This is a genomic window from Acinetobacter sp. YH01020, from assembly GCF_013420275.1.
In the GTDB taxonomy this organism is placed as follows: Bacteria; Pseudomonadota; Gammaproteobacteria; order Pseudomonadales; family Moraxellaceae; genus Acinetobacter; species Acinetobacter amyesii.
In genome coordinates, this window is sequence record NZ_VOYN01000005.1 from 84,379 (window position 1) to 110,661 (window position 26,283).

The 26,283-nt window shown below is 41.7% G+C and carries 26 protein-coding genes; 14 read left to right on the plus strand and 12 right to left on the minus strand.

Going from position 1 to position 26,283, the window contains the following annotated elements:
• Nucleotides 1-15: 15 nt before the first annotated feature.
• From FTT85_RS03620 to tviB, 5 genes are all read right to left on the minus strand, one after another.
• Nucleotides 16-564 (minus strand): acyltransferase, encoded by a 549-nt coding sequence (locus FTT85_RS03620; protein ID WP_180182893.1) that lies wholly within the window; start codon nt 562-564, stop codon nt 16-18.
• A gap of 120 nt (nt 565-684) precedes the next feature.
• Nucleotides 685-1,254, minus strand: coding sequence for a DapH/DapD/GlmU-related protein (locus tag FTT85_RS03625; RefSeq protein WP_257232074.1), 570 nt, complete (start codon nt 1,252-1,254; stop codon nt 685-687).
• A 23-nt stretch (nt 1,255-1,277) separates the two neighbouring features.
• Nucleotides 1,278-2,450, minus strand: coding sequence for an oligosaccharide flippase family protein (locus FTT85_RS03630; RefSeq protein WP_180182895.1), 1,173 nt, complete (start codon nt 2,448-2,450; stop codon nt 1,278-1,280).
• A 10-nt stretch (nt 2,451-2,460) separates the two neighbouring features.
• Entirely contained in the window at nt 2,461-3,483 is a 1,023-nt protein-coding gene (locus FTT85_RS03635) for an NAD-dependent epimerase/dehydratase family protein (protein WP_180182896.1), read from the minus strand.
• Nucleotides 3,484-3,498: 15 nt separating this feature from the next.
• Nucleotides 3,499-4,776 carry a Vi polysaccharide biosynthesis UDP-N-acetylglucosamine C-6 dehydrogenase TviB gene (gene tviB, locus FTT85_RS03640; protein ID WP_180182897.1) on the minus strand — a complete coding sequence of 426 codons (1,278 nt, stop codon included), beginning with the start codon at nt 4,774-4,776 and terminating at the stop codon, nt 3,499-3,501.
• Nucleotides 4,777-5,159: 383 nt separating this feature from the next.
• On the opposite strand from tviB, the gene FTT85_RS03645 reads away from it, so the two are divergent.
• The 12 genes from FTT85_RS03645 to FTT85_RS03700 all read left to right on the plus strand — a co-directional run bounded on the left by FTT85_RS03645 (nt 5,160) and on the right by FTT85_RS03700 (nt 15,636).
• A complete protein-coding gene (locus FTT85_RS03645) occupies nt 5,160-6,230 on the plus strand; it encodes a polysaccharide biosynthesis/export family protein (protein WP_200224773.1) in 1,071 nt (356 codons plus the stop codon).
• Nucleotides 6,231-6,232: 2 nt separating this feature from the next.
• Nucleotides 6,233-6,661, plus strand: a complete 429-nt coding sequence (locus FTT85_RS03650) for a low molecular weight protein-tyrosine-phosphatase (protein ID WP_180182899.1) — start codon at nt 6,233-6,235, stop codon at nt 6,659-6,661.
• Between the two features lie 31 nt (nt 6,662-6,692).
• Complete coding sequence (locus FTT85_RS03655; protein WP_180182900.1) at nt 6,693-8,891, plus strand: polysaccharide biosynthesis tyrosine autokinase; 2,199 nt, start codon at nt 6,693-6,695, stop codon at nt 8,889-8,891.
• A gap of 246 nt (nt 8,892-9,137) precedes the next feature.
• Nucleotides 9,138-9,851: an FKBP-type peptidyl-prolyl cis-trans isomerase gene (locus tag FTT85_RS03660; RefSeq protein WP_078191625.1), complete on the plus strand. Its 714-nt coding sequence runs from the start codon at nt 9,138-9,140 to the stop codon at nt 9,849-9,851.
• A 54-nt stretch (nt 9,852-9,905) separates the two neighbouring features.
• Entirely contained in the window at nt 9,906-10,598 is a 693-nt protein-coding gene (locus FTT85_RS03665) for an FKBP-type peptidyl-prolyl cis-trans isomerase (protein ID WP_180011068.1), read from the plus strand.
• A 193-nt stretch (nt 10,599-10,791) separates the two neighbouring features.
• Nucleotides 10,792-11,532 (plus strand): dienelactone hydrolase family protein, encoded by a 741-nt coding sequence (locus FTT85_RS03670; protein ID WP_180182901.1) that lies wholly within the window; start codon nt 10,792-10,794, stop codon nt 11,530-11,532.
• A 51-nt stretch (nt 11,533-11,583) separates the two neighbouring features.
• Nucleotides 11,584-11,943, plus strand: coding sequence for an HIT family protein (locus FTT85_RS03675; protein ID WP_078191628.1), 360 nt, complete (start codon nt 11,584-11,586; stop codon nt 11,941-11,943).
• Between the two features lie 153 nt (nt 11,944-12,096).
• Nucleotides 12,097-13,143, plus strand: coding sequence for an A/G-specific adenine glycosylase (gene mutY, locus FTT85_RS03680; protein ID WP_180182902.1), 1,047 nt, complete (start codon nt 12,097-12,099; stop codon nt 13,141-13,143).
• Nucleotides 13,144-13,210: 67 nt separating this feature from the next.
• Nucleotides 13,211-13,738, plus strand: a complete 528-nt coding sequence (locus tag FTT85_RS03685) for a M23 family metallopeptidase (RefSeq protein ID WP_180003663.1) — start codon at nt 13,211-13,213, stop codon at nt 13,736-13,738.
• A gap of 15 nt (nt 13,739-13,753) precedes the next feature.
• Entirely contained in the window at nt 13,754-13,999 is a 246-nt protein-coding gene (locus FTT85_RS03690) for a hypothetical protein (protein WP_078191630.1), read from the plus strand.
• A gap of 19 nt (nt 14,000-14,018) precedes the next feature.
• Nucleotides 14,019-14,588 carry a DNA-3-methyladenine glycosylase I gene (locus tag FTT85_RS03695; protein ID WP_180182903.1) on the plus strand — a complete coding sequence of 190 codons (570 nt, stop codon included), beginning with the start codon at nt 14,019-14,021 and terminating at the stop codon, nt 14,586-14,588.
• Nucleotides 14,589-14,613: 25 nt separating this feature from the next.
• Complete coding sequence (locus FTT85_RS03700) at nt 14,614-15,636, plus strand: NAD(P)-dependent alcohol dehydrogenase (protein ID WP_180182904.1); 1,023 nt, start codon at nt 14,614-14,616, stop codon at nt 15,634-15,636.
• A gap of 70 nt (nt 15,637-15,706) precedes the next feature.
• Here the strand turns inward: FTT85_RS03700 and FTT85_RS03705 are convergent, their stop codons facing one another.
• Entirely contained in the window at nt 15,707-17,143 is a 1,437-nt protein-coding gene (locus FTT85_RS03705; RefSeq protein WP_180092049.1) for a PLP-dependent aminotransferase family protein, read from the minus strand.
• A gap of 107 nt (nt 17,144-17,250) precedes the next feature.
• Here FTT85_RS03705 and FTT85_RS03710 point away from each other — a divergent pair, with 107 nt between their 5' ends.
• Nucleotides 17,251-17,667, plus strand: a complete 417-nt coding sequence (locus FTT85_RS03710) for a hypothetical protein (protein WP_257225224.1) — start codon at nt 17,251-17,253, stop codon at nt 17,665-17,667.
• A gap of 44 nt (nt 17,668-17,711) precedes the next feature.
• Here FTT85_RS03710 and FTT85_RS03715 read toward each other — a convergent pair whose 3' ends face one another.
• A complete protein-coding gene (locus FTT85_RS03715) occupies nt 17,712-18,356 on the minus strand; it encodes an START domain-containing protein (RefSeq protein WP_180042057.1) in 645 nt (214 codons plus the stop codon).
• Between the two features lie 58 nt (nt 18,357-18,414).
• The gene (gene dapB, locus FTT85_RS03720; RefSeq protein WP_078194102.1) at nt 18,415-19,236 is read right to left on the minus strand and encodes a 4-hydroxy-tetrahydrodipicolinate reductase; all 822 of its coding nucleotides are present in this window, start codon (nt 19,234-19,236) and stop codon (nt 18,415-18,417) included.
• A 198-nt stretch (nt 19,237-19,434) separates the two neighbouring features.
• On the opposite strand from dapB, the gene FTT85_RS03725 reads away from it, so the two are divergent.
• Nucleotides 19,435-21,078 carry a PglL family O-oligosaccharyltransferase gene (locus tag FTT85_RS03725; RefSeq protein WP_180182905.1) on the plus strand — a complete coding sequence of 548 codons (1,644 nt, stop codon included), beginning with the start codon at nt 19,435-19,437 and terminating at the stop codon, nt 21,076-21,078.
• Nucleotides 21,079-21,162: 84 nt separating this feature from the next.
• On the opposite strand, the gene dnaJ is transcribed toward FTT85_RS03725, so the two are convergent.
• The 4 genes from dnaJ to FTT85_RS03745 all read right to left on the minus strand — a co-directional run bounded on the left by dnaJ (nt 21,163) and on the right by FTT85_RS03745 (nt 26,282).
• Nucleotides 21,163-22,281, minus strand: coding sequence for a molecular chaperone DnaJ (dnaJ, locus tag FTT85_RS03730; RefSeq protein WP_111885156.1), 1,119 nt, complete (start codon nt 22,279-22,281; stop codon nt 21,163-21,165).
• 106 nt (nt 22,282-22,387) lie between these two features.
• Entirely contained in the window at nt 22,388-22,765 is a 378-nt protein-coding gene (locus FTT85_RS03735) for a hypothetical protein (RefSeq protein WP_180182906.1), read from the minus strand.
• A 133-nt stretch (nt 22,766-22,898) separates the two neighbouring features.
• On the minus strand, nt 22,899-26,024 hold the full coding sequence (locus tag FTT85_RS03740) for an efflux RND transporter permease subunit (RefSeq protein WP_257232075.1): 3,126 nt from the start codon (nt 26,022-26,024) through the stop codon (nt 22,899-22,901).
• A 123-nt stretch (nt 26,025-26,147) separates the two neighbouring features.
• Complete coding sequence (locus tag FTT85_RS03745; protein ID WP_180042060.1) at nt 26,148-26,282, minus strand: zinc ribbon domain-containing protein; 135 nt, start codon at nt 26,280-26,282, stop codon at nt 26,148-26,150.
• Between the last annotated feature and the right edge of the window lies 1 nt (nt 26,283).

Sequence of the window (26,283 nt, forward strand, 5' to 3'; positions counted from 1 at the left end):
TAAAATGGGAGAATATTAATGCAGTATTTTTGAGGCTTGAATCGCCATGGCACGCTCAACACGCTCACGATAATCCGTGATGCCAGCAAGCTCACTGTCACTGGCACAGGTGCTTTGAATTTTGGCTTGATAATCAGCAAAACTGGATACCACTTTGGCAGGCACACCAATCGCCACGCTATGATCAGGAATATCTTTTGTCACCACTGAGCCTGCACCAATCACCACATTTGAGCCAATGCTCACGCCTGGCATTACAATGGTATTGACCCCAATAAACACATGCGAACCAACTTGAATTGGGGCAAAGCGTTGATAGCGCTTCCCTTGCTCATCTTTGACTAGACAGGTACTGCCATCATGGGTAATAAATTTCACCCCTGAAGTGACTGTCACATGGTCGCCAATGCTAACCAAGAACGGTTCTGAGCCCCAACTTTTAATATAGATTCGGCAGTTTTCACCGACTTTCACACCTTTTTTACGTGCATAAGCCACACTGCCCTTCGCCATAAAATAAGCAAGATCAAACAGCTGTCGAAAAGCAGAAACCATAAATGCCATACGCATGACCTATGTCAGGATCAGAAAATCAAAAGGGAGAAAATTAAGCTGAATATTTTACGCTGAAAATCTACTTTACGATATGGAAACCGCAGTCACGATGCAGGATGAAAAAAAAGATCAGAGCGATTTGATTTTTTTAACAGGACTACCGACATAGACACCTGATTCATCCAAAGGTTTCGAGACGAGGCTACACGCGCCAATCACCGAATCACTTGGAATTTTCACACCATCAAGTACCGTCACCCGTGCACCAAGCCAAATATTTTCGCCTAAACTGACCCCTTGTTTAGTAATTGCATCTTTTACCAAAAGATCAGGTTCACCAAATTTATGATTACTGGCAATGATAATGCTTTGCGTGCCTATACGGGTGTTATCGCCAATGCTCACACCACCACAGCCATTGATAAATGACTTAGAATTGATACTGACATCTTTACCAATCGACACCTTGCCACCAAAGCATTTGATATAACAACTTTCACCAATAAAACTGTTGTCCGCAATTTCTAAGCTTGCGCCTTGCTCGACAATTAAACTGACATGATCGCCAATATAAACATTCTGACCAATTTTCACTTGACCACTAATATCAACCGTACAGGCTTTACCGAAATAACGAAATTTCGTGCCAAAAGCCATATTATAAAATTGCTGACGGCATTGTGCAGTGAACCAATTCATCAGTTTTAACAGTTTAAAAAACATCAGCTTTTGTTACTCCACACCACATATAAAATAGCAAAGTTATAAATGATCAGCGCCACAGGCACCGCCAAGAGCATATAAATTTTATCGGCAAATAAAACATATAAGCCTGCAAATAAAGCGAACTTAATGATGAGTTCTACGATTTGCAGTTTAAATAAGATTTGGCTATTCCGCTTGGCAATTAAATAAGCTGAGCTTGGCGGATTACAGAAAACCGCCCAATAGCCTAGAGCTAAAATTTGGAAATAAGTTGAGATACCAACCCATTCCGAGCCAAAAATCCAAAGATATACCGACTCAGGCAAGATAAAGAAAATTGCAAAAAGAGGCAGTGATACCAAACTTAAAAGCATACTTGCCTTTAACGCATTTTTGTTTGAATCTGTAGTTTTAAACTTACGGATAAAAAACTGACGTAGGGTTTGTGAAATTAAATTGATTGGGACACGTAAAGTCCGTTCGACAATCGCATAAAAGCCCATCGCCTGCACACCCACAAAATGCGACACCACATAGTATGGCAAGTTATGTGAAAAACTATTCAGCAAGGCATGCGGGGTATTGGCATAGATAAAATCTTGATAATTTTTAAACGCATGCCAACTGACTTGATACAACTGATATTTTAGTAAATAAATCAATACCGCCACAATCATGATGATCGAGCTAACATTGTAGCTGTTGACCAAACTAATCTGCATCACGAATGGCAACGAGAGTTGCACAAATACTACAATCGCACTTCTAAAAATATTTAAACCTGCACAAAAATATTCTTTATGTGCGGAAAATTGATAATTATAAAGACTTTGAATCAAGGTATTGGCAAGCACACCTGTAGCAACCGCTCCTGCCATTTCAACATTGAATATAACGCTGATGACAATGCCACTGACAATCGCAATAGCTGTAGAGAACACTGCCCCTTCAAAGATCAGGCTTTTTTTATCCTGTTCCTCAGCGACCAATAAAGCTTGATCCAGACGTAAATTCGCCACCGTGGATAAAACACTGACAATCGCTAAGGCAATGCCGTATGCACCAAAGTCCGCAACAGAATAGAGGCGCGTTAAAACAGGAAGTGCGATAAATGTCATTATCGCACCTGCCAGTAAACTTAAGGTAATCAGCCCGATCGACTGATACTTTGCGAAGAGTTTCGCAATCATCTATTTAAGATCATTTTAAATTGTTGACGTACCAACGCATCGCCAGTTGAATGCCTTCGGCAATTTTAAACTCAGGCGCATAACCCAAATGTTGCTGAATTTTGGCAATACTCGCTTGTGAATGACGTACATCCCCTGCACGGAAATCACGGTACACAGGATCACGATCAAACTGCACATCATTTTCTGCAAGCGCCACTTGAATGGCACGGTACAATTCATTCAATGTCGTACGGTCACCTACAGCAACGTTATAGACCTGATTTTTCGCTTCATCAGATGCAGTTGCCGCCAAAATGTTGGCTTGAACCGTGTTATCGATAAAACAGAAATCACGGCTGGTTTCACCATCACCATTGATGAAGACATCTTCACCATTGATCATGGATGCCGTCCATTTCGGAATCACCGCAGCATAAGCACCGTTTGGATCTTGGCGCTGACCAAACACGTTGAAATAACGTAAGCCAATTGCTTTAAACCCATAAGTTTTCGCAAATACGTCTGCGTATAACTCATTGACGTACTTCGTCACTGCATAGGGTGAAAGTGGTTTACCAATATTTTCTTCCACTTTCGGCAATGCAGGATGATCACCATAAGTCGAACTGCTGGCTGCGTATGTGAAGCTGGCAACACCTACATCACGCGCAGCCGTCAGCATATTTAAAAAACCGCTAATATTGGTGTCATTGGTGGTAATTGGGTCGGCAATCGAACGTGGTACAGAACCTAAAGCAGCTTCATGCAGCACATAATCCACACCTGCACATGCTTTTTGGCAATCTTCTAATTTGCGGATATCACCTTCAATAAAACTGAATTTCGCCCATTGCTCAGCAGATACTAAACTTTGCACTTCATCCAAATTATGCTGATGACCTGTGGCAAAGTTATCTAAACCCACTACGGTTTGATCAAGTTTCAGTAGTGTTTCTAAAAGGTTTGAGCCGATAAAGCCTGCAACGCCTGTCACTAACCATGTTTTTGGCTGTGCTTTCAATTGCTCACAGACCTGTTGATATTGATTCATGAAAAATATGTCCTCTTACAAACGCAAATCAGATTCGGCTTGAGATAACACATATTTCAAGTCATACAATACATGCTCAGATTTACCTAAAGCACGGATCGCATCTGCACCCATGGCTTTAAACTGTTCATGTGCAACCGCTAAAATTACTGCATCATATTTGCCATTTTCCAGCGCCTGCACAGGGCTAATACCGTACTCATGTTCTGCCTCAGTCGCATCCACCCAAGGGTCATAGACATCGGCATCGATATGATATTCTTTCAGTTCTTTCACAATATCAATGATGCGGGTATTGCGGATATCCGGGCAATTTTCTTTAAAGCTTAAGCCTAAAATGAGGACTTTGGCATCTTCTACTTGAATGCGTTTTTTCAGCATCGCTTTAACAAGCTGCGTCACCACATATGTGCCCATGCCATCATTTAAACGACGTCCTGCCAAAATAATTTCTGGGTTATAGCCAATCGCTTGCGCTTTATGAGTCAAGTAGTACGGGTCGACACCAATACAGTGACCACCAACCAAACCTGGACGGAATGGAAGGAAATTCCATTTAGTACCAGCCGCTTGTAATACAGCTTCCGTATCAATGCCCATTTTATTAAAAATTAAAGCCAATTCATTAATTAAGGCAATATTCACATCACGCTGGGTGTTTTCAATCACCTTGGCTGCTTCTGCAACCTTAATGCTGGCTGCTTTATGTGTACCTGCCTCAATAATCAGGTTATAAACTGTATCAACATAATCAGCAACTTCTGGTGTTGAACCCGAAGTAATTTTTAAAATATTGGTCACACGGTGCAGTTTATCACCCGGGTTAATACGCTCAGGGCTATAGCCTGCATAAAAATCCTGATTGAATGTTAAACCTGAGTTCTTCTCTAAAACAGGAATACAAACTTCTTCCGTTGCACCCGGATAAACCGTTGATTCATACACCACGATATCGTCTTTTTTCAGCACTTTCGCAATGCTTTCTGAGGCTTTCACCAACGGAGTTAAATCTGGTTGTTTATATTCATCAATCGGGGTTGGAACAGTAACAATAAAAAAATTACAGTCATTTAAGTCTTCTAAATTTGCGCTGTAACTTAATTGAGCTGATTGTGCTAATTCTTCAGGAGAAACTTCTAGGGTATGATCACGTCCGCTACGTAATTCATCAATACGCTTTTGATGAATATCAAAACCCACAACGGGAACTTTTTTTCCAAACTCAACAGCTAGCGGTAAACCGACATAACCTAATCCGATTATGGCAATTTTTAATTCGGAGAGTTTTAACATACTGAAGCCTATGTCATCGATGAATTATCAATCATCGTTATGTTGTAAATAGCGTTAAATTATATCAGAAAATCAAATTTCGATTGTGTAATGATGTTCTAAACATACATAAAAAGTCATACTTCCCGATTCACACAGATCAAATCTATGATCCTTTTTCTATATGCTATTTTGTTAGGATCAAAGTCTCAGGTACATATTTTATATTTTATAAAAAACCTAATGGAATTACGTTTTAAAACATCAATAGCTATATTAAATAGCACGAATAGTATAGAATTTTGCAGTCTGAAACGTACAATTAGGGTTCATTGGCCCGTTCAAAAACATTCAAATTTATAAATAGGATTTATATTCGAGTGAATTACTATCGTTATAGCGTTATGCTGGTTTTGAGTTTAGGAATTACAGGATGTGCAATGACCCCTGGACTTCAGACATATGATTTACCACAACAAGGTTCTTACCAAACAGATCAAGGTGCTGAATTAAATGTTGTACCTTTAACACAAAATAATATTCCTGCTATATCTCAAGCAAATTCACAAAATTTTGATCAAATTCAAACACTATTTCAGCATCAGCAATCCATATATAAATTAAGTGCAGGTGATGTTCTATCGATCCAACTCTGGGCTTATCCCGAAATTACACCACCAATTCAAGATGCAACTAATGTAAAAGCTGTTGGTTATCCCATTGACCCAAACGGTAATGTACAGCTTCCTTTAGTCGGGTCAGTTAAAATTGCTGGGAAAACGCTTGCTCAAGCGAATACATATTTGCGTAGTCAATTTAGTAAATATTTAAAACACCCAGATGTGGTCGTCAGAGTGTTATCTTACGAAGGCAAAAGATACTTCGTAAATGGTCAAGTACTTAAAAGTGGCCAATACACTTTAAATGATCAACCAATCAGCCTCTATACCGCACTAGGTCAAGCCGGTGGTATTGATACCAAAACTGGCGACACCACTAATATTCAACTTATTCGAAATGGTGCTACGTATAATTTAAATACCATTCAACTCGAAAAAAATGGTTTATCACTACATAATTTATTAATTCGCCCGAATGACACAATTTTTGTAAATACAAAACAAGATCAAAAACTTTATGTCATGGGTGAATCAAGTAAAAGCCAAGCGATTAACTTACGTGATCAAGGCATGTCTTTAAGTGATGTATTGGGTGAAAGTGAAGGGATCAACCCTTACTCAGCTAGTGCAGCTAGAATTTATGTGATGCGTACAGATTTAGATCAGAAGCAGTCAACTATCTATCACTTAAATTTGAGTAGTATTGGTAATCTAGCATTAGCCAATCAATTTTCCATGAAAAAGAATGACATTGTTTACATTGATGCAACTGGCTTGACTCGTTGGCAGCGTGTCGTCAATCAAATCATTCCATTCTCAAGCGCACTTTATAGTTTTGATCAGCTTGGAAAATAATTATGGCATTTAAAAATATACTCGTTGTCTGTGTCGGAAATATTTGCCGTAGCCCGATGGCAGAATATTTCCTGAAAATGAATTGCCCAAATCAACAGATTGAATCTGCAGGATTATCCGCAATGGTCGGACATCAAGCAGATGAAAAAGCAATCCATTGTATGGACCAGTTCAATATTGATATGCGTCCACATATTGCAAAACAAATCAATGCATCCTTAATTAAGCAAGCAGATTTAATTCTAGTGATGAGCACAAATCAGGCTCAACATATAGAAAAACAATGGCCGTTTGCAAAAGGCAAAGTCTTTCGATTAGGACATTGGCAAGGAAAAAATGTTCCTGACCCTTATCAACACGATCAAGACTTTTTTAATGAATCCTGCAAAAACATAAGCAAATATGTTCAGGATTGGTTGCCACATTTTTAATATAAATTATTGAATAATCAGTTGTTAAACTATGACTCAAACCTCAAAAACTGAAGAAGATACTATTGATTTAAAAGTGCTCTTTTTTTCTCTGATTGCTCAATGGAAAATTATTGCTCTTTGCATCATATTAAGTTTAATCTGTGCACTACTCTATATTCGAACCACACCTTCCATATATTCTACGGATGCTTTAGTTCAAGTCGAAGATGGCAAAAGTGCTGCGTCTGCCGCATTACTAGGTGAACTCAAAGAAGTCTCGGGCGGCCTCGGTCAAAAATCCCCTGCAGATGCAGAGATTGAGATCTTAAATTCTCGTATGGTGTTAGGTAAAGTGATTGATGACCTCAACCTGAACATCAGTATCAAAGATCAAAATAATAGCTTCTTTAAAAAACTTCTATCTTCAGAAAAAGGTCAATTGAAATTTGATGGCCAGGGCGTTAGTTATAGCACCAAGCAACATAATTTTTTAGTTAAAGAGTTTGATGTTCCAGATTATTATTTGGATAAAAAACTCACTTTAGATTTCAAAGCAGACTCTAAATTTACCTTAAGTCATAAAGATCAGGTGATCTTTGAAGGTCGTTTAAATCAACTGAATCAATTTGTTGATGGCTATGGAACTTGGAAAATTAACATTTCAAGTACACAGCCATTTGAACACGCTTTTATTTTATCTAAACTCTCACTGCCTTCTGCTGTCAAAAATTTAAAATTAAATTATGCCGTAGCTGAAAAAGGGAAAATGACAGGTGTCATTGGTTTAAATTATGCTGGAGAAGATAAACAGCACATTACCAATGTACTGAATCATATTTTAGAAATTTATCATCAACAAAATATTGAGCGTAAATCTTTAGAATCCAAACAAACCCTCAATTTCTTGGATCAACAACTCCCTGAATTAAAGCAACAACTTGAACAGTCTGAAATTAAATTCAATGAATTTCGTGAAAAATACAATACTGTAGATGTCACTCAAGAAGCTGAACTCATGCTCAAACAAAATATTGAGCTTGAGAAAATGCGCATTGAGTTAAAACAGAAACAAGCTGAGTTGTCTGCTAAATATACACCTGATCATCCTTTAATGGCTGAAATTAATGCACAGGTAAATTCTTTAAATCAAAAGACTCAAGAATTAAACAAGTCCATTAAACAACTCCCAGAAACACAGCGCTTATACTTACAACTTTATCGTGATGTCAAAGTAAATACTGAGCTTTACACATCGCTTCTTAACAGCTATCAACAGCTTAAAATTGCAAATGCTGGTGAAATTGGCAATGTCCGTATCATCGACACGGCTGTTGAACCTGAAAAACCAATTAAGCCGAAAAAATTAATTGTTCTGATTTTATCGTTATTTGTAGGCGGTTTTATTGGTGTATTAATTGCTCTTGTTCGTAACATGTTGCGCTCAGGAATTAAAGATTCTTCAGAAATTGAAAACAATCTGGATCTTCCTGTTTATGCCACTGTACCACGTTCGCCTGTTCAAGAAAGCCGTATTAAACTCTTGAAGAAGAAGAAAACAATTCCAGTTCTTGCAGTTAAAAATAGCGATGATATTGCAATTGAAAGTTTGCGCAGTATGCGTACTGCTATTCACTTTGCACTGTCATCTGCAAAAAATAACCTGATCATGATTTCGGGGCCTGCACCAGAAGTCGGTAAATCGTTTATTTCTACCAACTTGGCAACTATTCTTGCGCAAAGCGATAAACGTGTTTTAATTGTGGATGCTGATTTACGTCGTGGCTATTTAAACAAATACTTCAATCATGACAACCAGCCAGGTCTTTCTGAATATTTAAATGGTCAGCGTGATCTAGACAGCATTATTAAAACCACTGAAATTCCAAATTTAAGTGTGATTACTCGCGGTAAGAGCCCTTCTAACCCATCTGAGCTTTTAAGTTCTGGTAAATTCAAAGAATTCTTAGATTTGATTTCACCGATGTTTGATCATGTGATCATTGATACCCCTCCTGTACTTGCGGTGACAGACGGTATCATTATTTCTCAATTTGCTGGCGTGAATCTGGTGATTGCTCGTTATGCGAAAACTCAGTTGAAAGAATTAGAGTTAACCGTGAACCGCTTTGAACAAGTAGGTGTGAAGGTCAATGGTATTATTCTAAACGACATTCAACGTAGCTCAGCTGGTTATGGTTATGGCTATAACTATTCTTATGGTTATAAAGCTTCAAAAGACCAAGACTGATTCAAGCCTATTCAAAAAAGCCACCAAATACGGTGGTTTTTTTTATTTGCGAAATTTATGTTGCATGCATCTTTCTGTATAAAAAATGTTTTATATATTCATACCGTTATAGTATAAAAATAAGAACATGACTATGATGATCTTTCCTGCACCTTACCTGATCATAGAGATAGGTAAGCGCTGAACAGGAAAAGTCTGCTAGAATTTCAGCAACTTTTTACATATAAAATAATTGTGGGAAAATATATGAGTAAGGCCCTACCTATCGCTGTCGCTGTATTACTCGGCGGTGCCGCACTTGTTCCTGTTTACTATGCAACTAAAACACCTGCTACGCAATCAGCAACATCAACTCAACCAGCTGCAAATGCTTCTGCTGTCGCTAAAATCAGTTATGCACTTGGTTATGAAGTTGCCCATCAAACGCCTCCAGAATTAGATATTGATAGCTTTGTCACTGGCGTTCGTGCGGGTCATGCTCGTGCAAAACCTGCATATACTGAAGAAGAATTACAAAAAGCATATGCTGAGTTCCAGCAAGAAATGCAAAACAAGCAGCTCGAAAGCAATAAGCAAGCACAAAGTAGCAGCGATAATTTCTTAACAGAAAACAAAAGTAAAGCTGGGGTTAAAACCACTGCTTCTGGTTTACAGTACCTAACAACGAAAGAAGGTACAGGTAAACAACCGCAAGCCACATCAGTTGTTAAAGTTCACTACACAGGTAAGTTAGTGGATGGCACAGTATTTGATAGTTCAGTACAGCGCGGCGAGCCAATTGAATTCCCATTGAACCAAGTAATTCCAGGTTGGACTGAAGGTCTACAGTTAATGAAAGAAGGCGGTAAAGCCACTTTATATATTCCTTCAAACTTAGGTTATGGTGCTCAAGGTGTTCCAGGAACGATTCCACCGAACAGTACTTTAATTTTTGATGTAGAACTCATTGAAGTTAAATAATAAAACCGGTACAGGAGAGCTTTTCGCTCTCCTGCTTTATTTTGAGACTCGGTCATGAAATTACAGATCAGTATGTTGTGTTTGGCACTCTGCTCAAGCACTGTATTTGCCAAAGATGTCAGTAATAAAAGTAGTGCTGCAGAACAAGTCGGTTATAGTTTTGGTTATTTAATGGGACGCAGTAATGCTGAATCCATTAAAGACTTAGATATTGATGCATTTGTTGCAGGTTTAAAGGCAGCATCTAAAGGTCAAGCTTCGTCACTAACAGATGAAGAAATGACCCGTGCCTTAACTCAATATAAAAAGCAAACCGAAGCGAAACAACTGATTGAACTGAAGCAAAAAGCGGATGCGAATGCCACCATTGGTTCAGCTTTCCTTGCTGAAAATGCCAAAAAACCGGGCATTCAGGTCACGAAATCTGGCCTGCAATATCAAGTCATTCAAGCCGGCAAAGGTAAGTCACCTAAAGCCAATTCAACAGTGAAAGTTCACTATGAAGGTCGCTTAATTGATGGCACTGTTTTTGATAGTTCAATTGCACGCAACCAACCTGCGATGTTCCAAGTGAGCCAAGTCATTCAGGGTTGGACAGAAGGTCTACAGTTGATGAAAGAAGGTGCAAAATATCGCTTCTTCATTCCTGCAAATTTAGGCTATGGTCAAATTGGTTCAGCAGACGTCATTGAGCCAAACAGCACACTGATTTTTGATGTAGAACTCATTGAGGTTCTCCCTAAATAACAACACTCCTTTCAGGAGCATCGACAAATCTCGTTGCTCCTCAATATTTCATCGTTCCATTATTTTCTTTTACAATTTTTTTGATTGATTTGACTTAAAATTCACATTGATATCTTATATTTATTTCACAAAAACCAATTTCCCTTTATTTTAAATCTCCATCAACTGTGTAGCCGCACATAAGGATTTGACCATGACCGTTAAAATTAAGACTCGCGAAATTCAATATACAGCAGCTGATGGAACTCAACTTTTTGGCTATTTTGCCGCACCAGAGTCAGACACTGCAGTCGCAGGTGTGTTAGTTGCCCCTGAATGGTGGGGACGCAATGAATATACCGAACAACGTGCGCGCGAATTGGCTGAACAAGGCTATGCTGCTTTCGCTTTGGATATGTATGGTGACAAAAAAGTCACCACAGATGCCAAGCAAGCTTATGAATGGATGATGCAAACTTTTGATCATGCCGACACCATTGTGACCCGTGCGTCTGCTGCATTAAACACTTTGGCACAGCAAAAAGAAGTAAATGCAGATAAACTCGCAGCTATAGGCTTTTGCTATGGCGGAAAAGTCGTGCTGGATTTAGCTCGTTCAGGTGCTGCATTAAAAGCTGTGGTGACCTTCCATGCAACACTTGCTACAGCGACTCCTGCACAAACAGGACAAGTCCAAGCAGAGATTTTAGTGCAACATGGTGAGCTCGACTCGATGGTGAGCTTAGATGATGTTGAAACCTTTAGAAATGAAATGGATGCTGCCCAAGTGCAGTATCAAATCAATATTTTTGAAGGTGCAAAACATGGCTTTAGCAACCCGATGGCGGATGAACGCGCCAAAGCCAACGGCGTAGATTTAGCTTATAACGCTGCTGCAGAACAGCAAAGTTTAGCGGCCATGTATGCCTTGTTAGCACGCCAGCTTGGTTCTTAAAGCCATAAGAACCAATACCAATATTTAATTTATAAAAATGAGGAGAGCACAATGACAGAACTCAATTGTCCATATTGCAATTTTGACGAATATGACGTGATTGCAAAAAATGATTTTGGTGTTGTACTTCCTGAACCACATACACTGTCTAAAGGGCATGCTGTCATTGTCCCGCTACGTCATGTTGGTTCATTTTTTGAAATTACTGATAAAGAACGTAAAAGTTTAATGTCCTTACTTGAACAAGCGCGTAATGAATTAAATTTACGCTATCAACCTACTGGCTTTCATATTGGGTTTAATGATGGACAAGTTTTTGGCGAAGCCACTGAACATGTGCATATTCACATTATTCCACGTTATGAAAACCAAACATTGGCGCTCGATACCCGCTGGGGCTTTAAAAGCTAAACTTTAAATTTACACTCACTAAGGAGCCTCGGCTCCTTTTTTGATGGCCACTATTTTTGCATTTCCCCTGATATACAGTTTTCGTTTTGAACAAAAAGAATGCCTATTGAAAGATGTATACTAGGCAGGTTTTTTCAATTTTGACTGTATTGCATGTTTAACTTTTCTGATGCCCTTCTCGACTGGTTTGATGTCCATGGTCGTCATGACTTACCGTGGCAAGTGAAGGATGACCCTTACAAAGTATGGGTTTCAGAAATTATGCTACAACAGACTCAAGTCAAAACCGTCTTACAATATTTTGATCGATTTATTCAACGATTTCCGACTGTTGAAGATTTAGGCCATGCCTCTTGGGATGATGTGGCGCCCTATTGGGCTGGCTTAGGCTACTATGCACGGGCTCGGAACTTACACAAAGCCGCAGGAATTGTTGCACGTCAGGGACATTTTCCAAGCAATCTTGAGCAGTGGATGGAACTACCAGGCATCGGCCCGTCTACCGCAGGTGCGCTGATGTCTTTGGGTTTAAGACAATATGGCGTGATTATGGACGGCAACGTCAAGCGAGTATTGTCTCGATTCTTTGCTATTGAAGATGATTTATCGAAACCTGTACATGAACGGGCCATGTGGCAACTGGCGACAGAGCTCTGCCCCATGGAACGCAACCACGATTATACCCAAGCGATTATGGATCTTGGTGCAACGGTATGCACGCCGAAAAAGCCGCTCTGTTTATATTGCCCCATGCAACAGCACTGCAAAGCACATGCTCAAGGTTTAGAAACTGAATTACCGTATAAAAAGCCTAAAAAGCCTGTTCCTGTAAGAGAAGCTCAAGTCATGCTGATTCAATCTGCAGGAGAATGGCTGTGGATACAACGTCCGAATAGCGGGCTATGGGGTGGTCTGTGGTGTTTACCTATTTTTGATCAACCCCATGAGTTTCAATCCCACACTCAGCAGCTTGGACTGAAACCTACCACCACTCAAGTGCAAATATCGCATAGTTTTACCCACTTCACTTGGCTTTTAGAAGCTACTGTATTTACTGTTGCTGCCGATCAAAAAGAGCATTTAGCGATTGAATGCAACGCACAGTGGTTTACACCGATACAAGCCACTGCTCTCGGTGTTCCTACTGCCATGAAAAAACTCATTTCTACGCTAGAACTCGAAAGCCATTCTATGCCATAGTTTTGAACTGCTCATCAATTGAATAGGGACAAATGTGACTCAAGGATTTTTTCAGCTTCGTAGAGGGTTGTTCTGCGGTATTGGTTTTATTTTGCTTTTACTCAGCGCATGTACGTCGGCTCCACCCAAACCATCTGGCAGTACATTGCCTGCTCATGAAGTGAAAAAATTACAAAACATGCGTTTATCCAATCAATTGCCTGTTCCAGTTCATCAAGTCAAACGGAGTGCGCTCAAGGATACTTGGGGCGCAGCGCGTAGCCAAGGACGAAGCCACGAAGGTATTGATATTATTGTTCCACGTGGAACAAAAGTCCTCAGTGCTACAGAAGGTTTAGTTGCTGACTTACGTAATAACAATTTGGGTGGTAAAGTGATATGGATTATGGGGCCCGCAGGTTCTTGGCATTATTATGCGCATCTTGATGGTCATAAACGTGGCTTAAACGTCGGCGACTATGTCAAAAAAGGTGATGTCATTGGCTATGTAGGTAATACTGGCAATGCTCGACATACTGCACCACATTTGCATTATGGCATTTACTTGGGTGGTAAAGGTCGCAATGCCGTTAACCCCTATCCGTATTTACGTTAATTTTAGGAAACATACATGTCAGAAGCGTTGATCAATCGTCTGGTGGAATTTGCAGAATCTGGTAATCAACAAAAAATCAGCCTCAATGGACAGTCTTATCAGGGCTGGATCATGGAGATCACTGAAGAAGCATTACTCATCAGCACCGGCTACGCAGACAAATCAGGTAAAGATGTATGGATTCAATTTGCCGATCTCGATCAAGCGGAACTGTTGTATTGGGACAATAAAAACGATCAATGGACTGTCTTTAAAATTTAAGTCAAAAGGAGCATTCAACATGACGATACAACGCTGTGCTTGGTGCTCCGAAGATCCTTTGTATATTGCCTACCACGACACTGAGTGGGCTAAACCTAGTTTTGATGAGCAGCATCTCTTTGAAATGCTGTGTCTTGAAGGACAACAAGCGGGGCTGTCTTGGATCACTGTGCTGAAAAAGCGGGCTTGTTATCAGCAGCATTTTTTTCAATATCCCATTGCCAAAATTGCAGCGTTGAGTGACCTACAATTACAAGAAAAATTACAAGATTCAGGTTTGATTCGTCATATCGGCAAACTCACTGCCATTCGAGATAATGCAAAAGCATGGCAACAGTTAAAAGCCCAAGGGATTCATCCGGTGGAATTTCTTTGGAGTTTTGTCGAAGGTCAAATTGCCAATAATGATGTAGTTGAATATCGTAGCGCCCCTGCACAAACCGCTCAAAGTCAGGCAATGTCCAAAGCATTAAAAAAGCTTGGTTTTAAATTTGTCGGCCCGACGACTTGCTATGCTCTGATGCAAGCTATCGGCATGGTCAATGATCATGAAAATCACTGTGACTTTAAATACACGCACGAAGAATGACCTCAAGAACAGAAAGGATAGAATAATGAGTGACAATACAATCCACGCCTATGCAGCAATGAACAGTGGTGAAGCCCTTGTTCCCTATCAATTTGATGCAGGTGAATTACAAGCCCATCAGGTCGAAGTTAAAGTTGAGTATTGCGGGCTTTGTCACTCAGATATTTCTATTATCCAAAATGATTGGAAATCTTCGGTTTATCCTGTGGTCCCAGGGCATGAAGTGATTGGAACCATTACCCAACTCGGCAGCGAAGCCAAAGGACTGAAAATCGGACAACGTGTGGGCATAGGCTGGACAGCAGAAAGTTGTCAACACTGTGACTCGTGTATCGATGGTCGCCAAGTGCAATGTACTGGAACCAAGACGGCGACAATCGTCGGTCATGCAGGTGGCTTTGCCAACAAAGTGCGTGCAGGCTGGCAATGGGTTATTCCCCTTCCGGATGATCTCGACCCAACCAGTGCTGGCCCTCTGCTCTGCGGCGGGATTACGGTATTTGATCCCATTTTACAGCACCAAATTCAGGCCATTCACCATGTTGCCGTGATCGGCATTGGTGGTTTAGGTCATATGGCGATTAAATTGCTCAAAGCTTGGGGCTGTGAAATTACCGCATTCAGTTCAAACTTAGATAAAACTGATGAACTTAAAGCTATGGGGGCTGACCATGTGGTGAATAGTCGTGATCTTGCCGCGATTAAAGCACAACGTGGTAAGTTCAATTTGATTTTAAGCACGGTCAATGTGACGTTGGATTGGCAAGCCTACCTTTCGACTTTGGCACCGAATGGAAGCGTTCACATGCTCGGCCTAGCACTTGAGCCGATGCAAATCCCCGCAGGTATGCTGATCAGTGGTGCTAAATCTGTCACTGGCTCATCAACAGGCTCTCCTGCAGCACTGCGTGAATTACTTCGATTCGCCGCACGTCAAAATATTGCACCTCAAATTGAAATGTATCCAATGTCTCAGGTGAATGAAGCGATTGAACGTTTGCATTCAGGAAACGTGCGTTATCGTATCGTGTTGAAAGCTGATTTTTAACGGCAAAAATCTAAGCCCAAAAAGCCTGCTGCATGCAGGCTTTTTTTGTATGCTTTATGGACTCATTAATCTAGATGACATTTGTGTTTCTGCATTCCTTACGCACCCAATCTGCAAGCAATAAAATGGCCTGCTGAATTTCTGTCGATAGCTCATGCCCTGCATTTAGGCGAATACAATTGTTATAACGATTGTCCTCACCAAAAATTAAACCTGGCACAATATTGATGCCATGTTTTTGCGCATGGTAATACAGCGCCAAACTGTCTATTTGTTCAGGCATCTGCAACCACAGAGCATAACTGCCTTGAGGTCGATTTAGACGGATATCAACCCCTTGAAAAGCATCGTAAATATACTGACGATACTGCTCGACTTGCACCATTAATTTAGGACGCAATTCAGCAAGATGTTGGCGATACGCACGACTAAAAATCAAATCGGCAAGTCCTAACTGCAAAGGCGTATTCACCGAATCATTTTGCAAAAGTAATTTGGGACGCAAATGTTGCAAATGTGGTGGAAGACAAAACCACCCCACCCGATAAGAAGGCGATAAAGATTTTGAAATCGACGCACAATAGATCACATAGCCCGCCCGATCCCAATATTTGATAGGCAATGGTCGCTTTGCATTGAAACTACACTCAGCATAAATATCATCTTCAATCACATAACATTGATATTTTTCAGCCAGTTGTGCAATTCGTTCCTTATCTTCATTACTTAAACAAAAACCCAAAGGATTTTGAAAATTTGCAGTCAATAAGCATACTTTCGCGCCTGAATCCCGCATCGCCTGCTCTAAACGATCTAAATCAAAACCTTCCGTATTGGCAGGAATTTCAACAATTTTCCGCTTCAATAAAGCCAATAATTGCAATTGCCCGTTATAGTTCGGCGTCGGAACAATGACACTCTCCCCTTCCGCACTTAGATTTTGCAACATCACTGACAAAGCAGGCATACAACCATTGCTGATGTAAATATCATCCTTAGGCATGTAAAAACCATCTTCAGCCCAATGTGCCGACAAAGCTTCACGCAATTGTGGATGACCTTGCCGATTGTTATATAAAAAATCTTCTGGTTTACAATGCTTTAATGCCCTTTGGATTGAACGTCTGATTGCTTCAACAGGAACAAAATTGGGGGACAACTGAATTGAACCCAAATGAATCAGGCGACTATTTGCAGATGCTTCATGGATCTGAATTTGCAATTCTAAATTCGAAATTTCACGAGGTCGGGAATCAAAATCAGGATGATTCGGCACGGCAATTTGCTGGGCTTTCTGTGAGGATTTCACAAAATAACCAGACTTTTCTTTGACATAAATCAGGCCTTTGGCTTCAAGTAATTCATAGCAGCGTTTCGCAGTATTTAAACTGATCTGATGCTGCTGTGAAAATTGACGTAGCGCATACAGACGCTGCCCTGCGGCCAATTCACCACTATAAATTTTCTGTGCCAACTGCTGCGCAAGCTGCTGATATTGAAAAGCCATCTGTACCCTTTTTTTAATCATTCTTGTATCTGTACCCATTAAGTTAACAGATTTAAGCTGAATGCATCAGGTTGATATCTCAAAAATAACGATAGGGGGACAATTAAATGAATGACTTCACGCAGTTTCGAGCGGGTTTAATCATCATCAGTACACTCACGCTTATGGCGTGCCAACCCGAGCAGCACACTCAAGCTCAAAGCCAACAAAATTTTATCTGTAAATCTTTAATTCAAGGTTTTTTGAGTGCCCAAAAACTGACGCAATATGAACTTGAGCAGATCCAACCGATCACTAGCGGCGGGTTACATCAGCAGCTATATATTTATAAAGCCAAATCTGAAAACGGCATGAATATCATGCCGCAGCAAGCCAAACTTCGCTTTGCCTGTGAACAATTGACTGCGCGGCAATTTCAAATCAAGTTACATCCGCATCAATTTCCAGAACAGACCTTACTCAGTATCGAACTTCCAGAAACACAACACATGCAGCAGTTGACTGCATTTCGCCTGCCTGAGTAGCGAAGTCATTGATCGTTCATATTGAACTGAATCATTACTGGTGCTTATTTTAAAATTTCGGGAAAGGTCTCAACAGTTTTGCTTTTACCCAGCTGCACTTTCATTTTTTGTAGCATTTGATAAGGCTGTTGCTGCACGAACATATTCACGAAACTGAGCGGAATGGAACCTTCCGGATTGGCGTAGCCATAGGTCGAAACTTTGACCTTTTGATTGCCTAAACGCTGGAAGGTCCAATCGCCCTCATAGTCGGTTAGGCGTACATAATTGGGATTGATCGGATAACCTTTTTTCACCGCTTTATTTTGGATGCTAATAATGCCTTGTGCATCTTTACGCATTTTGCCTTGTACCACCAAATCACGGTCTTTCAAGGGAAAAGGAAAATCCAACACCATATATAAACTGAATTCACCTTTCTGGTCATCGCGGGATAATACTTTGACACTGCCCATATAAGGGACCCAATTCACTGCATTTTCCACATCTAAAATCAGGGAAACCGCTTTTTCAATGGGTACATCAAAACTGGTTTCAGCTTTGTATTGAAAGACAGGATTTTGAGCATTTTGGTAGGTCCAAACTTTAATATTATTTTTATTAATCGTGAGTTTGGCATTATCCATAGTTTTCGCTTGTACTGCCGCAGTGAATGCGACAGCACAGGCCATAAAGATGACTTTTTTCATTCCATTGATCGTCTTATTTTAATTTTATGCTGTTGTTATAACGGATTTTAACGCGCTTTTATACGTCAATATCGTTAAAACCCAGTACATCTTTCATATCGTACTTACGTGCTTCACGGCCAACTACCCATGCAGCTGCACGTACTGCACCAGAGGCAAAGTTCATACGGTTAGTCGCTTTATGGGTAATTTCAACACGTTCGCCATCCGCAATAAACATCGCAGTATGTTCACCCACAATGTCACCACCACGAATCGTTTGGAAGCCAATGGTTTGACGTTCACGTGGACCCGTATGACCTTCACGGCAATACACAGCATCTTGTTTTAAGTCACGTCCTAAAGCACCGGCAATGGCTTCGCCCCACATTAGCGCTGTACCTGATGGTGCATCAACTTTATGACGATGATGAGCTTCAATCACTTCAATATCCACAGTATCGCCAAACACTTTTGATGCGAGTTCTAGAAGTTTAATTGAAACGTTTACACCGACAGAATAGTTCGCTGCATAGACCACTGGAGTCTCTGTAGCTGTTTCATCGAGATAAGCTTTTTGCTCATCATTCATACCTGTGGTACCAATGACAATCGCAACGCCTGCTTCACGGCAAAGTTTAAGATGCTGTGCCGTTGCTGCAGGAGCAGTAAAGTCGATCACGACATCACAATCTTTTAAAACCTCAGCAAGGTTACCGACAACCTTTACGCCAACCGCGCCAATCCCTGCAAGTTCACCGGCATCCGCACCGACTAAGCTACTTTCAGGACGTTCTACCGCAGCAGCCAATTGATAGCCAGCTTGCTGAACCGCCTGAATTAAGATGCGTCCCATACGACCGCCTGCGCCCAAGATACCAATACGTGGAGCTGCTGACATAACATTTTCCTAATGTTGATTCGAAATTGGTCTTACTATATCAAAACTCCATGCGCAGGCTAAGTTACAAACAAAAAAATCCTGCATTTTCCGAAAGACTTTTGCAAATCAAGCTCTACGACAGACGCTGACTATTCCCTCACCAAGTTTGAGCATTTTCACGGTATGATAGGCGCGTTCTATTGATCTTGAATATTCATGAAAACCCTATTGTATCTTTGTGCGGCAGTCTGTATTGCACTGGCATGGCTGATTCCGATTCATTACCGACCTTGGGCCACATATACCGGTGAGCTTTATACCTTCTTTGCCCTGTTTGCTTTAGCGGCAACGTTCTTTAAAGAAAAGCTCATGGTGGCAAAAATTTCCTTGCCCCTGTTGCTCTTAGCGCTGATTCCCTTCGTCCAATTGGCTTTTGGGCAGGTGTATTATTTTAGTATCGCCTTGCTCTGTATGCTGTTTGTATTCAGCTTTTGGCTGTGTATCAATCTTGGTTTTAGCCTATCTCAAGGTACGGAAAAACGCGAAAGAACCTTCCTATTCCTGAGCTATACCTTTGTTGCTTCTGGGGTCATGACAGGGCTCATCGCAATATGTCAGTGGTTAGATTTCGACTCGTTTCTTCCTTTTGTGATGAAAATTAGTGGAACTACGCGCCCATTTGCAAACTTTGCTCAGCCAAATAACATGGCCACGTTTCTGCTCATGTCCTTGTTAGCCTGCTTATATGTTTATGAACAGCAAAAAGTTAAAACCCGCTATTTGGTCGCTTGTGCAATTCCTATTTTAATTGGGGTCGCGCTCAGCCAATCTCGCACCTCTTGGGTGGCAAGTATCTGCGTCCTAATCTATTTGGCTTATGCACAGTACAAAGATTATATCCGTCTTCGCTGGTTTTACAGCTTGGCATGGTTTATCGGCTTTGTGGCACTGATTGTATTGATGCCAAAATTAAGTCAAATCATGAGCCAAATATCCGACATGAATATTCAAGAAAGTCGTGACGTGGTCAAACGTGCTGGTGGCGATATGTCTCGTTTAGCCATTTGGCAACAAATGGCGCATGCCGTGGCTGCACAGCCTTGGTTTGGCTATGGTTGGCATCAAACCAGTAGCGCTTTTGTCTCGATCTCTGACACGGTACAAGGGCCTGTATGGATTCGTAGCTCACACAATTTTATTTTGGATTTCTTATTGTGGAATGGCGCCATTATTGGTGTGCCGTTCTTGGCCTATTTCGCTTATTGGGGCATCCAATTACAGAAGTTAGCCAAGTCTGCATTATCTGTGATTGGCCTATTGATGGTCGGTGTCTTCGTTATTCATGCCATGTTGGAGTTTCCGCAAAACTACGCATACTTCTTACTGCCTGCGGGTTTTATTATCGGCATTCTTCAAGCAGCGAAGCCAGAGACGGCTACATTGAGTCTGTCTCCGTGGTTTATCCGCATTGTTTTCGTGATTGGCGCCGTGCTGATTACGGTGATTTATCGCGATTATGCCAATGCAGCGATTCAGCTGGGTCAGGCATCAAAATATGAAAAAACACCGGAGAAAATCACCAACCATGCGCCGATCTATTTACTCACGGAATTTAGACATCGGGTAGCGATTATTCGTTTAAATCCATATTCCATCGTTTCTGAACAAACCATTCAGGATACTGAAAAATTGGTTCGCAGCTATCCAGCGAAATACCACATCATTAAATATGCACGTTTATTGGCATTTAATGGTCGTGAGGCTGAAGCACGTCATCAGCTACAGCGTCTTAAAAATATCTATAGGCTCGACATGAGCTATGAGAGTTTATTACCGCCTACAGCACAGCCGAAACCTTAAAACGCTCAATAAAAAAGCCTGCAATTATGCAGGCTTTTTTATACCTGAGTTCACATCACAGCGAACTCAAGCAAATCATTTCAATTAATCAAACAAACGGTCGAAGAATGATTTTTTCTTCGGAGATGATTTATTGTCATCGCCATCCATCGTGTCTTGTAACTCTTTCAACAATTCACGTTGACGAGCCGTTAAGTTCACAGGCGTTTCCACCACGATACGGCAGAGTAAGTCACCGGTCATGCTGGTACGTACAGGCTTCACACCTTTACCACGTAAGCGGAACAATTTACCAGTTTGAGTCCCTTCAGGTACTTTCAAGCTCACACGACCATCGAGTGTCGGAATTTGAATTTCTTTACCCAATGCAGCATCTGCAATGCTTACAGGCACATCCATATATAGGTCAGCGCCATCACGTTGGAAGATTTCGTGTTCACGTACCACCACTTCTACATATAAGTCGCCTGCTTGGCCATCACGGATCGCCTCGCCTTTGCCACTTAAACGTACGCGGTCGCCATTGTCCACACCTGCAGGAATGGTCACCTCTAAAGTTTGCTGACGGTCAGAAACCCCTGAACCATGACATTTATTACATGGGTTCTTAATAATTTTACCTTGACCACGACATGTGCTACAGGTTTGCTGCACAGAGAAGAAGCCCTGTTGCATACGCACTTGACCTGCACCATGACAAGTTTTACAGGTTTCGACGTCGTTTGGATTTTTAGATCCTTTACCATCACAGGCATCACATGGCGCTGGCGCAGTAAAGGTAATGGTTTTTTTCACGCCTTTTACAGCTTCCTCAAGGGTAAGCTCCATAACATAGCGTAAGTCTGAACCACGGCGTGCACGTTGCTGACCACCACGGCCACCACCGCCAAATGCGCCACCGAATATGTCACCAAACTGACTAAAGATATCTTCTGCGCTAAAACCGCCACCGAAGCCACCGCCGCCGCCCATGCCGCCTTCAAAAGCTTGATGTCCCATACGGTCATACATACTACGTTTTTCGCTGTCCGATAAAACTTCATATGCTTCTGCAGCTTCTTTGAATTTTTCTTCAGCTTCTGGGTTATCTGGATTACGGTCAGGGTGATACTTCATCGCCAACTTACGGTAGGCTTTTTTAATTTCATCATCACTTGCGGTTTTAGATACACCTAAAACCTCATAATAATCACGTTTAGCCATGTCTGGCGATGCTCCTCACGGAATTTAATTTAATACTTAACTGTGGTCTGAAATTGGGGAATCAAACCATTTTTTCAAGGGGTAGGCAGGAAAAAAATAAATCGACTTAGAAAACAGCTTTATTTTTAACGAATTTAGATAGACCTTGGATCCATGCATTTAATAAATACAAAAAGGCAATTGCAGCAAAGACCACACCAATTACTGTGCATGCAGTCACCCAAAGATAGGTGTCCCAATAATAGAAGAATAAAGGAATAAACCACAGTGCGGCAAAAATGGCCATCATCGAATAAATCACAACGGTGCGCATGACCCAAAGCGCTTGAGCTTGGAGCCAAATTTCTGCAGAATCGATTTGAGTCACTTTGCGTGCAAAGCCGTAGGCAAATACACCACTAATCAGGGTAAATAAAGCGAAAAACATGAAGACATAAGAAATCGCAACATAACGGCGATACTTAGCTAAACTCTCTGCTGTCATCTGTGATTCAACCCCGTACACCACAATATGCCGCGCTGCACTTGTGGTTGTTTTACTTTTTAAAAATGTCTTTGTAGATCAGGTGCTACTATAGAGAAAAATTCAATATTTCGCACCCAATATTATGACACTTTTAAGGATTCTGCTGAGTTTTTTTCACTTTAAACCACTGTGCATATAACGCAGGTAAAAAGAACAAGGTCAGCTGGGTCGCCACGATCAATCCACCCATAATCGCCACGGCCATTGGACCGAAGAAAATACTGCGAGAAAGTGGAATCATCGCCAATACAGCGGCCAATGCAGTCAGCACAATTGGACGGCAACGACGTACCGTCGCATTGATAATCGCATCCCAAGCCGACTCCCCAGACTGAATATCTTGTTCAATCTGATCAATCAAAATCAGCGAATTGCGCATAATCATTCCTGACAGTGCAATCGTGCCGAGCATTGCCACAAAACCAAAGGGTTTATTGAACAATAACAGGAATAACACCACGCCAATAATGCCCAAAGGTGCAGTTAAAAATACGATCATCGCCCGTGACATGCTGCGTAATTGAATCATCAACAAAGTCATGACAACTGCGAGGAATAATGGCATGCCCGCATTTACAGAAGTTTGACCACGTGCTGACTCTTCCACAGTACCGCCTACTTCGAGGAGATATCCATTCGGCATCTCTGCACGTAACTGATCAAATGAATCTTTTAACTCACCCACCACCGTTGCAGGTTGCAATTTACTGCGAATATCCGCGCGCACAGTAATGGTCGGTAAACGGTTACGATGCCAAATCAAACCTTCTTCAAAGCTATACTCAATTTTCGCAATCTGCGCCAATGGCACTGAACCACCATTGCTGGTCGGTACAGCCAAACTGCTGAGAGAACCGACATCCAATCGCTCGGCTTGATCACCACGCATCCGAATTTCAATCAGCTCTCGTTTCTCACGATACTGATTAATCACTGCACCACTGATTGAACTATTCAGGAAATTGGACAGATCTAGACTGGAGACCCCCATTTGACGTGCGCGATCTTGGTCGATGTCCAGTTTAATGACTTTGCTTGGTTCACCCCAATCCAAATGCACATTGGTGGTGTTCGGGTTTTCACTGACTTTTGCAGACACCCGTTGTGCCCACTCACGCACCAAGCTCAGATCTTCACCCGACACGCGGAACTGCAATGGATAACCCACAGGTGGGCCATTTTCTAAAAGTGAAACGCGAGTACGTACTTCAGGTAAGAGCTTACGGATTTCTTCTGCTAATGACTGACGAATTTCATTGCGATCATCTAAAGATGAAGCCAATACCACAAACTGAGCAAAACTGGCTTGGGGTAACTGCTGATCTAGAGGTAAATAAAACCGCGGTGAACCTGTCCCCACATAAGCCACAAAATTATCAATGCCTTGTTTTTTCGACAAGAACGCTTCGACTTTTTTTACGGCCGCTTCTGTGGCTTTCAGAGATGCACCTTCCTCGAGCTTTAAATCCACTAAAATTTCAGCACGGTTTGACGGTGGGAAGAACTGCTGTGGTACAGTTTTAAACATTAAAATCGATAACACAAAGATGCCAACCGTCGCTGCAATCACCGTCTTACGATAGGTCACACAAGTGTCGACCCACCCACGGAAACGTTGATAAAACGGCGACTGATAAGGATCGTGATGTTCGCCGGCATGATGCACCATCGGCTGAGGTTCAGGTTGTTTGCGCAAACGTGCCCACAGGCGCTGATACCAAGGGGCTTTTTGTACCAAGTCTTTGTTGAAGTCGGGTAGTAATTTATCCCCCAAATAGGGTACAAACAGCACTGCTGCAAACCATGACACCACCAATGCAATAGTGACCACTTGGAAAATCGAGCGGGTATATTCGCCTGTGCTCGATGCGGCTGTGGCAATCGGCAAAAAGCCAGCCGCAGTAATCAGTGTGCCTGTCAGCATTGGAAATGCAGTGGTCCGCCATGCATGTCCAGCGGCTTGTAACCGGCTATAGCCCTGCTCCATTTTGATCGCCATCATTTCGACGGCAATAATCGCATCATCCACCAATAAACCGAGTGCGAGAATCAATGCTCCCAAAGAAATCTTGTGCAAACCGACATCAAACATCTGCATACCGGCAAAGGTCATAGCCAAGACCAATGGAATGGAAAATGCAACGACAAGACCTGTACGGAAACCCAAAGAGAAGAAACTCACTAACAGTACGATAATCACCGCCTCAGCGAGGACTTTCATAAACTCATTGACGCTGCGCTTCACGGCTACAGGCTGATCCGACACTTTTTTTAGTTCCATACCCAAGGGCAAGGTTTTTTGCAGGCGGGCAAATTCTGTTTCTAGGTTTTTACCCAAAGCCAGAATGTCGCCACCTTTACGCATCGACACGGCAATGCCTAAACCATTTTCGCCCATAAAACGCATACGAGGCTGCGGTGGATCACTAAAGCCACGATGTACATCTGCCACATCACCCAATTGAATCGTTCGTCCATTCACCAATAAGGGCATCTGACGCAGTTCATCAATGTTTTGTAAATTACCACTGACACGCACTTGAATCCGGTCTGAATTGGTTTCAAAAAAGCCGGCACTGGCAACCGTATTTTGCTGCTGCAAGGCTTGTTGAATCGCCGTCACAGGTATGCCCATTTGCGTAGCTTTGGTGTTGGAAATTTCAATCCAAACTTTTTGATCTTGTAGACCAATCAAATCCACTTTCGCAACGTCTTTGACCCGTTGTAACTGGAGCTGTAAACGGTCGGCATATTCCTTCATGGTGGCATAGTCAAAGTCTTTGCCGGTCAGCACATAGATATTACCGAAGGTGTCACCAAACTCATCATTAAAGAAAGGACCTTGCACACCAGATGGTAATTGATGGCGAATATCATTGACCTTTTTACGCACGGTGTACCAAACATCGGGGACTTGCTGCGAACGTAAACTGTCCTTGGCCACAAAGGTCACCATGGATTCACCCGGACGTGAATATGCCATAATGCGTTCATACTGCCCCGTGGTCATCAGTTCTTTTTCAATCCGATCGGTGACCTGTAGCGAAACTTCTTTGGCTGTTGCACCAGGCCAATAGGTCTGAATCACCATGACTTTAAAGGTAAATGGCGGGTCTTCACTCTGCGACAATTTGGAATAAGAAAATATCCCAACGATGCCCAGCAGAATCATAAAATAAAAGATTAATCCTTTATTTTTCAGTGCCCACTCAGACAAGTTGACATACTCCCACCACCAAGCTAAGAGCTATGGTGGGGGAATCTTTGCGACCCATGCAATCTTAGAGATTGCACCTTTCGATACCGCACTGCGCTGACAGTATGGCGGTACAGGAACTCTTTATACAGCACTATGTCCTAGTGCATCAGCTAAAGCGAAATTGCGTATATTCAAGCTTGCATTCAAATCACGATCATGCACTGTTTCACAGTCAGGACATTGCCATTCTCTTATGCTTAGTGGCAATTTTGTCATA